We start from the raw sequence: 15260 nt of genomic DNA on the forward strand, positions 1-15260 counted from the left end.
GCCGAGCGTTTTTATCAAGGTCTATTGCATGAGAAGCTCTAATCCTGACTGGCTTAGTTTTAGGGGAAGCTTACACCAGGTGGGGACGCCACGGAGCATTTTGTCGAGGTTTTCGGCGAGCTCTTTGATGTCGGGGCGCGCAGCGACTGCTTTTTTCTCCAGCTCAATAGCTTTATCCCTCTCGCCCAGCTTGTACATCAAATTAGCATATGTATCCATTGCATCAACTGAATTATCTTTATACTCAAGATTATATTTGCTTATATCCCTAGCAAATCGCAACAAGGAAGTGTCAGTTATATTTTGAAATATTCCCCAACTCATATTATTAATATGATAGTCACTGTGTTCCTTTGCGACCTCAAAATATTTCCTATAGTATTTACCAAACTCCTTCCACGATTTGTTTCTATAGTTCTGATACATTGCAGCACCCCAAACATAAACTTTTCCCCCTTCACCATACACCTTTGCCACTTCAGATTCGACTTTATCCCAATCAATGTCAGTGTTAGAAGCTAACCTCGGTTTTATATATTTATTAAGGATCATATTTTTTCTCCAATACTGATATCCTCTTTCGCCAATCGCTCGCATAGCCCCTAAACTATCATTAAGCAATAAAGCATACCCCGGATTTTCTGGACCCTTCACGATGTAGGTTAACAATGACACATTATCATAGTTCAAACGCTCTTTTATTTTTTTTAAGAACATACCTGTTAAATAATTCGTATTCGCAGAATCCCTTTTCTTCAACGATAACAGAATCATTCTACGTAGAAAAGCTGAATCATTGCGACCATTTCTTATTTCCTTTAAATAATTCTCATAATTATCCTCATTATCAGATTCATTTATTAATTTAAATGCTGTTAATAAAGAACCTTCAATGGGCTGACCTATAGCTCTGCCTGTAATAATTGAATTAATACTACGCAACGTATCGAAAGGGATTTTTAGAACTAATCTATCATATGAAACAAAACCATTTTCCTCAGTTTCCACATCGAATGGTTGAGTATAAATTGCTGCACTTAATCCATTTTTCTTCAAACTTGCAATTGAATCGATCATTCTGCGATATATATCTCTGAACTGGGAAGGTTTTTTAGTGTCGTATCCCCAAGTTTGCAAATCGTTCCATGTGTGATATGGAACACTAACAGTAATCCCTCCAAATTCCCCCACCGCTTGTATCTTTCCCGAAGCATTCTTAACTGAACGAGGAAAAGGATAAGAATGAATATCTGCAACATCACTTGCAATCCATGGATTAGCTATATCATTTCTCAATTTATTATCTACGTACAATAGTTGACCTGAGTGACCATTTACAATACGAGTAGGATCGATCTCCTTAACTAGTCTTGTTATCCTTTCTTGATCAAATGCTCCCCAACCTTCATTAAACACAACCCAGGAAATGATAGATGGATGGTTCTCAAGTTGGTCGATCGTAACCTTTAACTCCTTTTCAAATTCTAACTGTGATCCTTCAGGCAACCTGTGTGGCGGATTTACAAAATCTTGCCAAACCAACATACCCAATCGATCGGCGTAATAGTACCACAACTGAGGTTCTACTTTAATATGTTTGCGAATTGTATTAAATCCCATTGCCTTAATTGTAGCAATATCGAACATTAAAGCATGAGCACTAGGAGCAGTATATAAACCATCAGGCCAAAATCCTTGGTCAAGCACCCCTAGGTTAAAAATGGGTTTATTATTTAAGAAAATTCTTTGAAACCCATCAATGTCTTTTTCCACGCTAACTTTCCTCATAGCAAAGTAACTGGTTACATCATCCACAATCTTGTTCCCAACCATCAACTGAATCCGAACATCATACAAAAAAGGATCATCCGGTGACCACAACCTTGGTTTGGTTAATGGAATTTCCATAGCCCTGTCTCCACCGATAGTCTTAGTAACCACTTGTTGTCCATTAGCATACAAAGTAATTTTAACCTCTCTCTTAATCTGACCGTCACCGGAAAACGTAGGTACTATCGTCACCTTTGAGTTATCAACATCTGGATTTATCTTTACCTTTTCAATTCGGTTAACTGGAACTTTTTCTAACCAGACGGTTTGCCAAATTCCGGAGGTAGGAGTATAATATATATTGCTTGGATTTAAAACCTGTTTCCCATGAGGATTTATACCACTATCTGTCGGATCCATTACAGAAACAATAATTGTATCTAATCCTTTTCCATGAAGATATTCAGTAATATCAAACGAAAAAGCGTCATATCCACCTGTATGTTTTCCTACAGATTTACCATTTATGAAAACCTCCGTTTGCCAATCAACAGCTCCAAAATTAAGCATGATTCTGGTGTTACGAGTAACCACGGGCGATTTTATCTCCTTAAAATACCATAATGTTTGGGTTGGCAAAAGCGGCTTCTGAACACCGGATAACTGAGATTCTATGGGAAAAGGTACATTAATTTGTTCTTTAAATCCATAATAATCAAACCTATCATAATCAGTAATCTGGCACTTCCATTCACCATTTAAATTTATCCAATTGGGTCTAACCAAATTTGGTCGTGGATATTCGTTCCATTCATCCATAACACCAACTGCATATGAGCTTGTTTTCATTTTTGCATTTGCAATACGGTGTTCAATATCTATCGCCTGCCCGATCGCTTCGATGGAGCAAAGGCAAGCGCATAAGAGAACAAGAGTTTTCCTAAACATCTTTTGTAATTATATTTGGTTTATATTCAGTAACCCGGGGTTTGTACCAAGTTAGGGTTTGCTTGCAGCTCTGATGCAGACAAAGGGAAAAAAGAAAAATAAGGCTGCCATATTGTCCCCTTTTCAACACAGACACTAGGCATTACTTGGTCAATCTTCTTAAATCTCTTTAAATCAATAAATCGATTTGCGAATTCTGTAAACAATTCCACTTGCCTTTCGTGAAGAATAGTATCCAGCAATTTGCTTTTATCCACTCCCGCAATTTGGGGCAACCACGCACGTGCTCGAACTTTATTTACATCCTGCATTGCTAGATCTAACATATTAGATTGTGCTCTTGCCTCAGCACGGTTCAAATATACATCTGCAAGTCTGAATACCACCAGAGCTTCAGTGGGAGTCCCAGTAGCATTGGCAACCTTGTATTTATATGGGTAATTGTATGACCTTGCAGTTCCAACCCATAATTGCCGCCTCCTATCATTTTTTTCAAATGCCCCAACAAGTCGCGGACTTAGAAAAAAAGGCATATTTTCACTAGGGCCGGTAGCAGGGAGTATGAATCTATTCCCTTCCTCCGTCGCTGAGCTTCCAGATACAACTTGTAATTGCCAAATAGCCTCTTTGGATGTGGTAAGAAATACTGAATTTAAAGAGTCTAAAATAAATAACTGAGAATTAGCTATGATACGACTTGCTTCGGCTTCAGCTTCCGTCCAATTCTCCTGTAACAAATACAGTTTGGTCAGAAGTGCAGATGCCGCATATGATGTCGGTCTAAACCTGCCATTAACTATAGTCTTAAGCAAGGTTGCATCCAAAAAATTAGGACTTAATAGATCTCTTGCCTGGAGCAAATCAGCAACAAGTTGCTTCAGTATATCTGCTTTATTCGTCCTTCTCACTACAGAGTTAATAGTATAATCCGTGCTAGTCACCCAGGCTACGTCCCCATATAAGTTAATTAAAAAATAGTAATTCAAGGCACGTACAAACAACACCTCTCCCATTAGTTGCTTCGAAACAGCAGCAGAAATATTATTACTATGACTTAATCCTTCAATAATTGAATTACATCTGTAAATCGATGTATAAATAGTATTCCAAAAATTACCACCAGTTCCATTTACCAACCCTGACAGTGCATTACCATAGTAATCCTGAAAAGCGCGTATTACATTAGGGCTGGAAAAAAGGGCCAAATCATCAGTATACAAACTTGCACAAGCATTCAGGGCCCTAATATCTCCAACGGTATTAAATCCAGCCGAAGACATACTAGTATATAGACCTGTTACTGCTGATATAACAACAGCATCATATTCAAATAAGTTATCTCCATTGGTACGAGTTACAGGAGGATCTACTTTAACTAAGCTTTCACATGAAACAAGATGCAACACTCCCAACCCCAAAAGCAGCAAACGAAAAATATTTTTCATTCTAAAAACATTAATATTAAACGTCAAAAAGTTACATTCAATCCCGCTATAATGGTTAACAAAGCTGGCATTCCAACAGGCCCAGTTGATACATCTGGGTCCAACCCTTTAAATCCAGTCCATGTCCACAAATTCTGCCCCTGCACATATACTCTAGTTTGCTGAATTTTTAACTTAGCGAGCCAAATCGTTGGGAGTGTGTACGAAACATTTACATTTTTCAAGCGCAGGAAGGATGCGTCTCTATATACCAGATTTGAGTTAAAGGCCGCTAACAATGGTCCAGTAACTTGGGAAGAATTAGCAAGCTTCTGGACATTTGTTTGATCGCCTTTCTTTTGCCAACGACTCAATATCAGATCTAAAACATTATTCATGGACCCAGGTGTCGGTCCTCCACCAACTACAGCCTGATCGCTTTTAACTTGTTTTACATACTGCAGAAAAAAATCAAATTGTACCCCTTTGAATCTAATTGTATTTTGCACCCCACCAGTGATTGTTGGAGCAATATTTTGATAAATAACGTCATCAACATTTGTCTTAGGGCTAGAGGTTTTAGTACCATCAGCAGCATAGAACTCATAAAGACCTGTTTCAGTATTGACGCCTGCATATCTGAAAAGCTTCACTATAGTAATAGGCTCTCCGATCCTATATTTATTCGCATATGAAGACGACTCTAAATTATCAAACCTAAGCAATTTATTCCGTGGCAAGGAAAAATTGAAATTAGATGACCATGACAAGTCCTTCCTCTGTATATTAATAGTACTAAGTGTTGCTTCTAGCCCTGAGTTTTGAATTAGACCAGGGAAATTCTTAAAAATGGAAGTAGTACCGGTTGTTGAAGGTAGTACATACTGAACTATTTGATTCCCTGATCGATTTCTAAAGAACCCAATATTAGCCATAATTCTACTCTTCAACATGGCTATCTCAACTGCCATATCAAACTTCCTTGTTTCTTCCCATTGTAAATAAGGATTTGGAATACCACTCGGCGATATTGTAGTTATGCCTTGATAATTAAAAGTACTAGACTGTGCATTGTACAAATTATAAAATGAATAGTCACCTATCTGGTCGTTACCCGTAACTCCGTAAGAGCTTCGTAGCTTTAAGAAATTGACAAAGGCAATACTACTTTTAAACCAATTCTCCTCCGAAATGATCCACGCTGCACCAACGCTACTAAAATTATGAAACCGATTCTCAGCACCAAATCTAGAACTACCATCCCGCCTAAAGCTTATATTTACAATATATTTATTCATTAGGTTGTAATTCAAGCGGGAAAACACCGCATTATATTTATACTGAGTTATATCATTAGAAACAATAACTTGGGTAGGCGCTTGCCTGATATCAAATACACTTAAATCAGATGCAAAATTACTTCCATTAAGAACTAAGCCACGTCGATTTTCTTGCTGAATACTCATGCCTGCCAGAACGGTGAGTTTGCCTGGCCCAAGCTCTCGCTCATAAGAAATTTGAGGCTCCACATCCCAATTGTTAATATTATAAGTTCCTTGCGTAGCAGAAGGATTTCTAATTGACCTTGTCTCAGGAGTAAACGATAATTTCGTAAGAAAGGAATAATCTTCAGATTGAATATTATTGTAGCCAAACAACGTACTAAACTCCAAGCCATTTAGCAGAGCATAGCTTAATTTTAACGATGCCCCTAAATTTGAAGTATTATTAGAAAAACCCGTGTATTTAGACGCTAACGGATTAGTCCAAGAACTATTACCATTTATATCAGGGGCCCAATTGATAGAACCATCACTGTTATACAATGGTGGAGCATTTGGTGGCAATCTATATGCAGAACCAGTAGCGTCACCGTTCAACATTTTATTTGAGTCAAACAAGTACCTTAAGATGAAATTGGTTTTAAATCTATTATTTGGATTATTCGCACTGAAATTAACATTCATTGCGCCTTTTCTGTCATGATCATATCCGTATGCAGACTCAAACATTGTACCTCGATAGTTATATGTACCAGAAATACGATAATGTATATTTTCTCCCCCTCCAGAAATAGCCGCTTCCACGGTAGAAAATGGAATCTTTCTTCCTAATAATTCTCTTTGCCAATTCGTATAACGGGTAGTATCCCAAAGTGTTAAATCTGCAGCATAAGTTGGCGTGCCAGGAATTCTACTTGGTGTTAAACCAAAATTGCTAAAAGCTTCTTTCCTCATAGTAATATAATCCTTTACACCTAACAGATCCGCAAACTTTGCCAAGCGGGAAAATCCAGAATTAAGGTTAAAATCAATGACCATTTTTCCACTCTTACCCTTTTTTGTTGTTATCAATATAGCCCCATTCGCCGCCCGACTTCCATATATGGCCGTAGCATCGGCATCTTTTAACACGTCAATCCTTTCAATATCTGAAGGATTTATAAAATTCATTGGATTTCCATTTGCTCCTTGGGTTGTTAAAGTACCAGAAGTTCCAAGAAAACTACCTTGTGAATTACCCATTAGTTGAGATGTGTAAGGAACCCCGTCGATAACATACAAGGGATCATTTCCAATTGTGGGCGCCAAACTAGTATTTCCCTGAACTGTTACTTTAACACCACTATTGTTCAATCCAGTACTTGGCGAAATCACAACTCCAGGCACCCTCCCTTGTAATGCCAATAATGGATTGGTAACCGGCTGGGCTGCAATTTCAGAAGCTTTTATGGTGTTGGTATTACTTGTGTTAAATCTCCTCGTTGTCGTGCCATAAGCAAGGACTACTGCTTCATCAAGCTGATTCATCGCCGGCTCCATTATTACTACCATCATTCGACTTTTCGGAACGTTTAGTATTTGTTGTTTGTAACCAACGTAAGTAATCACCAGAATCGCCGATTCTTTGATATTCTTGAAATAAAAATTGCCTTGATTGTCAGAAACAGTCCCAGATCTCGTGCCACGGATACCTATAGTAACACCTGCAAGCAAATTGCCATGCGCATCTTGTACCCTACCCTTTAAACCTGTTGCTGTTGAATCCTTTAAACTTTCACTAGTATTCCGTATTACCCTCGCATAAGAAGTAATAGCCTTGACGTTAAGACAAAAAATAATTACAAAAAATATGTTATATGTATATAAGTTTTTCATATTATCTGTCCTTTTTTATATGTCTTTTTATAGTAGGATAAAATTGAAAGTTTAGTATCCATGTCAACAGCTTATATTCTTAAGTTGACGCTTTTTTAATGTAGAAGGTATAATATATTAACAACTGCATAACTAAAATAGGCTATCACAACCCACTGCATGTCAAATTGCAGTGTCAATTTTTAACTTCAAATAAGATTTCAACTTCAAATAGGAATAACGCTGAATCAAAATGGAAAAGGACCTAGATATGAAGGAAAAAAAATATAAACTTAAAATAATACATATATGTTAAAAGCTAAAGCACTCCTACTTGTCATAGGACTTTTAGGAACCATCTCTGCCGCAATAGGCAGTAAAGCGCGAGTAGTTGGAACTTTTTACGCTCCTACTATCCATGGAGGTCCATGCTATATTACGACATTGCTCTTTTTAACCACAACAGCATTTACTGAGGGCCAAGCATATGAGATAGCCAGGCAGGAAACAGTAGATTCCTGTGTTGAATTCTGTGTAGGTTCAGAATGACTACAAGTTACTCAACCGATAAATTACAACAGTTATAAAGAAGATTCAGATTCAGCTGGTGATAAAGGAATGTAGACCCTCTCCCAGATACGATGAAGACATGCCTAATGAAAACAATAGCAACAAAGTAATGCGGACGATACAGGAATACAGCAACTATATAAAAGAAAAAAATATTCCAATAAATCTGGAATATCCATATGTGACCGTAGGAAAAATAAAATTAGAAAAGGGTTGGATCATTGAATTAACTACAATTCACCCAAAATTAGATGATGTGATTCCCAACGTCATTACCTACCTGCTAAATAAGGATATTGCATTTCAGATGCCTAACAATGCCGAATTATATCAAAAAATTTTATTTGGTCATTTGGGAACTGATATACAAAATAAATTAATTATTATATTTCCTCAAACAAATGAGGATGCTATTGGAATTGTTGAGGATCTTATCGAATTAACCAGAAACAATCAATATACAATAATCAGAGGAAGCTTTCATTTGACACAAGGCATACATGTCAGATATGACTATACTAAACATACAGTAATAAATGGTGCAGACGGGAAAAAACAAAGATATGCTATCCTTTCAAATGGCAGATACATAACTAGCCCGGTTAAGCTATACTATAATCATCCCAAAGAAATCAAATGGATATTTGAAAGAATCAAACCATATAAAGCAGATAAACCTAAAACAGTAGTCGGCAATAAAACCGTCAGAACAGGATTGCTGAGATGGGATTCAAAGGGAGTAATTTATCGAGGCCTGTTTTTTAAAGAATGGTACCATCCAACCAGGAGCATAATAAAAAGTGGAAGGAAAAATGAACTAATGAACTATGCAAACCTTGATGCTTCTACAAATATAGAATGGCAATATAAAATGCATAATAATTTAAAAGAATTAGGCATTACTGCATTTCCATTGGATATTGTGCAAGACGATATTGAGACTTCTGTTGTATTGGAATATATTAAAGGACAGAATTTATCAAAAGTTATATTTAACCTGCAAAATATTCATGGATGGCGAAAATTGCCCCCTGCGAGAAAGGAAAAAATCCTAAAAATAACCCAGAACATTCTTAGAATAATTAGTCTTATTCATAGCAGAAATATCGTTCATAGGGACATTCATCCTTCCAATTTCATTTATACAAAGGAAAAGGACCTAAAGATTTTAGATTTCGGTTTAAGCTATGAGATTAAGCCCGATAAATCTTCTCCCATCTATACCGGAATTACGGTTGGCTATTCGGATCCATTTCAAATAAACGACATAAATTACATACCTGATTTCCAGGAAGATGTATATTCAATTGGCGCTATACTCATCTACCTATATACAGGATCCAACCCAGCTTTGTTTAACACTGACAACTTAATATACTTAACTCATCAGTTAAATTTTTTAATTGGAAATTCAAATATCACTAAAATAATTTGTAGCTGCCTAGATCCTATAAGACAGAATCGACCTACTAGCGACAAAATATTAGAGACGTTAAAAATGCAAGAAAATCAAATTTTAACAGATTTAGGTCCAGCCCCATTAATAGATTCTAAAACTCTAATAGAAACTGTTCAAGCAGGAGTAAAAGCATTGTTTACTCCCATTTATACCACCAATGATTTATGGCAATATGCTATTGCTGATGAATCAAAAGAAAGGCAGCATGATGAAAGGCGCATTTCGTCAACAGGTGTTTATACAGGCATCTGTGGAACAATCCTATCCATCTTGTCAATGAATCTACCACAATCAGATATCTGTCGTACAAACGAGGCACACAAAATATTAAACAAAAATATAAACTATATCATTACCCAATATAACTCCAGCCAAAATTCTTCAATTGGGTTAATGATGGGTAAATACGGCCTAGGGCTAACAATAGCAATGTGTATTAAAAACGGGCTAACTACCTCTAATGAAGAACTGACAAAAAGTACCAATAAACTATTGAGCTGTGAAAATAGTAGCCTGAACTTTTGGGATGGGATTAGTGGAAAAGGCATATTCATAATTAAAAGTTATAATGAATTACAAATATCTGATATTGAGAATACTCTCTCCGACATCAATAAAGAAATTATCCAAAATCAAAAATCCAACGGATCCTGGACAACTCGATATAAACATAATGGTTATGAAACCGCCAACATTGCTACAGGTGATTGTGGTATATTACTTTACCTTTTACAATACAGAGAGCTATCCGGGGATGTAAGCTTAGACAGAATGATACAAAGGGGATTGGACAAAATCATGCATTCAAATCTACCCACCAATTCCGATAATTCATTATTGTTTGGCTCGGGCGGAATAGCATATGTATTTTTAGAAGCCTACAGAACATTCAACGCCAGAAGCTATGCAGTATTTGCTAGCAAACTTATTAACGATATAAATATCGATACTATCCGTGAAAACTTATCATTTTCGTCTGGGTTATCGGGCATAGGATTTTTACTACTGAAAGCAGCTCAGGTACTTAACAATAAACCATATGAACAGAAAGCATTCCAAATCGCAGGATACTTACAGAACTTACAAATTATAGATGAAAATGAAAAGATATACTGGTATAGTAATGTAAGTAGAATTATATCTCCTGATTTATTTCATGGAAATGCAGGTATTCTTACATTCCTATCTAAGTGCATCTCACATCGTACCAAACCGCATCGGATGTTTACTGATGACAAGTCTATTGTCAATTAATTGCAAAATTAAATCTTTTTAAAGTACTGCATAACAGTTGCAGAAACTACAATTAACTTTAATAATCACGACTAATAAACACATAAGACACCTAACTAATAAAAGATATCCGGATATGCAGAATGGGATATCGTTCTCTTCCTATCCTGTAGTCAAAACAAATGAGAACACTAAACAATAATTTAGCTTTTTCAAAAAAAGCACCATTATTATGAACAAAGCAAAATTCTTATTATCTGCGATCGGAGTATTAGCAGTTGCTGCTTCAGCTTTGGCTACAAAAGCAAAACTCCACACTATTTTGTATACAAGGTCTACTGATGCAACTACTCTTTGCGAAGTTACAATCACTAACGTTACTTTGGACCCACTTCAAGGTAACTTCAGCACTGTAACCTTTGCAACTGCTCAAAAGAGTGCAACTTGTACCACTCCAGTGTCAATATATTCTAACGAATAATTAGTCCATACTGACACCAGTAATATGGTACAAAGGAAGGGAAGAGATTCATTAAATGAATCTCTTCCCCCTTTTTATGTTAATATGTAATGTAGTTTGAACAAAGTTGACACAAAATTCAGAACTAAAAATAATCATTTAACTCAATAACAAATGAATAACAATTGAATAACATCTAAAGGTTTCATTAGCACATAGCTTTAATGGAATAAAACATTCTGTATCAAATGATTTCTAAACATCTTCTGATGAAAAAGTCAGCAATATCATGGGCTTTTATATTTTGCTTCCTACTCCATGGGCTGTTTATGCAGGCTCAAGAAAAACCACCCATCACAACATCAGACTTTACAAATTGGACAGCATTAAATCCCTCGCTCACAAAACTAAGTTACTCAGGAAAATACTTTGCATATCAAATCACGAATGAAATACCTGGATGTATTACGACGTATTTTGAATCTATCGACAAAAAATGGAAGAAGAAGCTATATAATGTTAATAGCTTTACGCTCACTAGCATTAGAAATAAAGAGATTGGTATCGCTTTAAAGAACGATTCATTATGGCTTCTTAACTTGGGAAGCAATAAGGATACTCTTATAACCAATGTTGAATCAATTTCAACATCTACACCGACCGACCATGCAGGAGAGTCATCCTCTGTCTTAAAAAACAAATGGATAATAATCAGTAAAAAAGATAATTCAACCGATCTGATTAACACTGAAAAAGGAGATATTTTACACTTCGACTCGGTGAGACAATCAGTGTTCTTAGATGATAGTGAAACACCAATCTTAAGGTCAGGCGACCTCCTTCTTAAAATTAACCAATCCCTTGCAATAGACACCATATATAAATTCCTATCTCCAGCGGACGCCATGCATCAGATTGTTTATTCAACTGCAACTCAGAAATTATACATCCTGATAACTGAGAAAAAAAATAATAAAATAGTCCAGATTAATGATACAAATAAAGTCTTAATAAGTGAAGAATATTTACAAGGAAACCTAAAATTTTCAGTAACACCATTTCCATTACGACTCGTAGACAACGACAGTACTCTCCTCTTTAATATATCGCCAGAAGTTAATATCAAAAAGAAATCTGACACCCAAGGCACCTCTTTGGTCTTATGGACTTATATGGATAATGCTATAAGCACTAAAGAGAAAACAGAAAAAAAAAGGACGCTTAAAATCATGTGTACCTTCAATCTTTTTACTGGCAAATTCAAAACAATTGAAAATGACTCCATGGCCAATTTATGGAATATTCCGTCAGGTGAATGGATAATAATTGGCAACAGAGATCAAATGGAAGATCGATTAAATCCTACTCGTCAAAAATCAACAACTCCGATTCAGGCTGTTTCCGTCAAGGAGAAAGGATCATTTCCCATTAATATAGGCATCTCCAATATATACAGCATATCTCCTTTAAATAATTACATCATGCATATGGTGGATAGCAATATTTCCATCTATTCATTAGAAAATAAAAAATCCCATTCTATACTTCGACTCAATAGTAATCCTCCAACACAAACAAATGAACCATCAATAGTTCAGATTGCCGGCTGGTCAAATAATAATGACACTGTTTACTTCTACTATAACTACGATGTTTATATGGCTAGCTGCAAAAACCAATTCCAGACCATAAATTTAACATCAGGATATGGTGCGAAAAACAAAATTCAATTCTTTTTACGAACTGGTTTCTTCGAAAAAGAAATCAATTTTACCGACCTTAAATATCTGCTGGCAATTGACAAAAAAAACATGGAACAAGGGTTCTATTTCATCACTCCAGGTAAACAAAGCATGCCTCAGAAACTGGAATTCGGACCACGATATTATGTTGACACCTATCAAATAAGCATCTTAGGAGTACAATCAATCCATATCCCAATAAAAGCCAGAGGATCTGAAACATATTTAATCACTCGCTCCTCGATATCTGAATCACCAAACATCTTTCTAACAAAGGACTTCAAAAAATTAATCCAACTTACCAATGTAAACCCTGAGTCAAAATTTAACTGGATGCAAAATAAGCTTATTCAATATCAATTACCAAATGGAATAAAAGTCAATGGAGTATTATATAGACCTGAAAATTTTGATTCAACAAAGAAATACCCTCTAATAATATTATCTTATGAAGATGTGTCTCAGACAATAAACGGCTATATTGCGCCACAATACCTCTGTAATGACTGCATGCCAAATATTCCATCATATGTCAGCAATGGATACTTAGTTTTTGCGCCAGACGTATATCGCCCCATGGGCGATGCATACATGGGACCAACCCAAACTATTGCAAGCGCTCTTGAGACCTTATCAAAAATGAAAGAAATAGATATGGAACGAATAGGAATAGCTGGCTGTAGCTACAGTGGACATACGACCGATTTCATTCTCACTCAGATAAAAGCTTTTAAAGCTGCTGTTGTTTCGTCTGCTATATCCAATCCAATCAGCGGCTATAACATGCTTGTTAGAAATGGCCCCAAAAACTCTGCCTATGTTTCCGGACAATCAAGGTTCGGTGTAGGTTTATATGATGATCCTCAACGTTACATAAATAACAATGCGCTATTAAAAGCGGATAAAATCCAAACTCCACTCCTTCTAATGCACACAACTAATGATGCTACTTGTCCATTTTATGATGCACTTGAATTTTTTACTGCATTAAGAAACTTAAATAAAAAAGTATGGCTACTTGAATATCAAAAAGGTTCACATGGTGTCAGTGGAAACGATATTCCAGACTTTAGCAGAAGAATGCGAGAATTTTTTGATCATTATTTAAAACAAAAGCCCGCCCCGTTATGGATGACTGAAAAAACAGACGATCCTTGGAACGAAATTAAGAACAAATTGACTGTTCATCTTGTAAACTGACTATTACGAGCCAAATAATAAATAGATTTCTATAAAAGAAACACGGGGCTAGTTCCCGTGTTTTTTCATAAAGTAAATTCTATAAATATATGATATTTAAAATCAAACACCCTTCCAAAATTATTCCATAAGTAACGGCACCATGTTTCCTATACTTTTCACCCATTCACCCACTTAATGAATGTGTATCTTCTTATATTATTAACAGTTAAAAATCTCCGAAGTCCTCATTTTACACATTCTAATGGAGTTGCTAGGTAAATGTTTTAGAATTTAAGAACTGAAAGTTCATCGCACCAGAGTTAAGTACTTTGGTAAAATAGAAGCGATGCCGAATGAAAGGAATTTTCATAGTAATTACTTTACTTACAGCCGCACTTTGTAAAAACGCCCTATCTCAAGTGAATGGGCCATATAAAATAATAGGGGTGGTACAAGACACAGCTACACTTAAACCGATAAACAATGCATTGATTATTGTCGCCAATTCCGGCAATAGCAAATCCTATTATACAACAAAAGATGGTTCTTTTACTATCAGAGCAGAAGGTACCCCTACTACCATTACCATATCACAATATGGATATCATAACAAGAATATACAATTATTACCCAAAGACAGTCTCACAAATCTGGGAATTATAAAAATCCAAAGCCTATCGATCAACCTCAGAGAAATAACTATTAAGGGACAAAATCAAATCGCTAGAATAAATAAGGATACAACCGAATTTAGTAGCTCATCCTTTGAATTAAATCCTAACGCTCAACTATCTGAACTATTAAAGAAGCTTCCAGGCTTAGAGATATTATCGGATGGAAGTATATCCTTCAATGGAGAAAAAATAGAAAGAATATTGATTGATGGCCAAGAATATTTCGGCTCTAATATTTTAATGGCTTTAAAAAACATTAGCGCCGAGATGATTAACAAAATGCAAATTATCACAACTAACAATTTAACAATAGGTACAGGTGCCACAATTGGCATTGAAAAAATAAAAGTATTAAATCTTACAATTAAAGATGCACAAAAAGACAAGTTACTAGGAAATGCGCAATTGGGCTCTGGAACTAACAAAAGCTATCTCGGTACGCTAGCCTTAAATCGCTTCGGCTCCAAACAACACCTATCTATCATTGCCAATATGGATAATATAAATGGAATACAAGAAGGAAAACCTAAATTATCTAATGGCATTAATAAAACTCATGAAATAGGAATAAATAATAATTACACAATAGATCCACGCAACAGCATATCTACAAATATTCTTTTTTCATCCTTATCTGGTTACAACCAGAACCATAATAGAA

At 35.8% G+C, this 15260-nt stretch carries 6 protein-coding genes; 3 read left to right on the forward strand and 3 right to left on the reverse strand.

The window, feature by feature from the left end:
* Positions 1-21: 21 nt before the first annotated feature.
* The 3 genes from BOC67_RS24145 to BOC67_RS24155 are packed head-to-tail and all read right to left on the reverse strand — an operon-like array spanning position 22 to position 7300.
* The gene (locus BOC67_RS24145) at positions 22-2718 is read right to left on the reverse strand and encodes a glycoside hydrolase family 2 protein (RefSeq protein WP_291914613.1); all 2697 of its coding nucleotides are present in this window, start codon (positions 2716-2718) and stop codon (positions 22-24) included.
* 26 nt (positions 2719-2744) lie between these two features.
* Positions 2745-4163, reverse strand: coding sequence for a RagB/SusD family nutrient uptake outer membrane protein (locus BOC67_RS24150; RefSeq protein WP_291914615.1), 1419 nt, complete (start codon positions 4161-4163; stop codon positions 2745-2747).
* 23 nt (positions 4164-4186) lie between these two features.
* Positions 4187-7300 (reverse strand): SusC/RagA family TonB-linked outer membrane protein, encoded by a 3114-nt coding sequence (locus BOC67_RS24155; protein ID WP_291914617.1) that lies wholly within the window; start codon positions 7298-7300, stop codon positions 4187-4189.
* A 628-nt stretch (positions 7301-7928) separates the two neighbouring features.
* Here BOC67_RS24155 and BOC67_RS24160 point away from each other — a divergent pair.
* The 3 genes from BOC67_RS24160 (at position 7929) to BOC67_RS24170 (ending at position 13943) form a co-directional block, all read left to right on the forward strand.
* Positions 7929-10562 (forward strand): lanthionine synthetase LanC family protein, encoded by a 2634-nt coding sequence (locus BOC67_RS24160; RefSeq protein ID WP_291914620.1) that lies wholly within the window; start codon positions 7929-7931, stop codon positions 10560-10562.
* Between the two features lie 211 nt (positions 10563-10773).
* Positions 10774-11022: a hypothetical protein gene (locus BOC67_RS24165; protein ID WP_291914622.1), complete on the forward strand. Its 249-nt coding sequence runs from the start codon at positions 10774-10776 to the stop codon at positions 11020-11022.
* A gap of 248 nt (positions 11023-11270) precedes the next feature.
* Positions 11271-13943: a prolyl oligopeptidase family serine peptidase gene (locus BOC67_RS24170; RefSeq protein WP_291914624.1), complete on the forward strand. Its 2673-nt coding sequence runs from the start codon at positions 11271-11273 to the stop codon at positions 13941-13943.
* Positions 13944-15260 lie beyond the last annotated feature (1317 nt).

The sequence above is a fragment of the Chitinophaga sp. CB10 genome, assembly GCA_001870995.2.
Taxonomy (GTDB): Bacteria; Bacteroidota; Bacteroidia; order Chitinophagales; family Chitinophagaceae; genus Chitinophaga.

Excerpts from the sequence above, each read along its gene's own strand:
- BOC67_RS24145 (WP_291914613.1), bottom strand. The coding sequence starts at position 2,718 with ATGTTTAGGAAAACTCTTGTTCTCTTATGCGCTTGCCTTTGCTCCATC.
- BOC67_RS24150 (WP_291914615.1), bottom strand. The coding sequence starts at position 4,163 with ATGAAAAATATTTTTCGTTTGCTGCTTTTGGGGTTGGGAGTGTTGCAT.
- BOC67_RS24155 (WP_291914617.1), bottom strand. The coding sequence starts at position 7,300 with ATGAAAAACTTATATACATATAACATATTTTTTGTAATTATTTTTTGT.
- BOC67_RS24160 (WP_291914620.1), top strand. The coding sequence starts at position 7,929 with ATGCCTAATGAAAACAATAGCAACAAAGTAATGCGGACGATACAGGAA.
- BOC67_RS24165 (WP_291914622.1), top strand. The coding sequence starts at position 10,774 with ATGAACAAAGCAAAATTCTTATTATCTGCGATCGGAGTATTAGCAGTT.
- BOC67_RS24170 (WP_291914624.1), top strand. The coding sequence starts at position 11,271 with ATGAAAAAGTCAGCAATATCATGGGCTTTTATATTTTGCTTCCTACTC.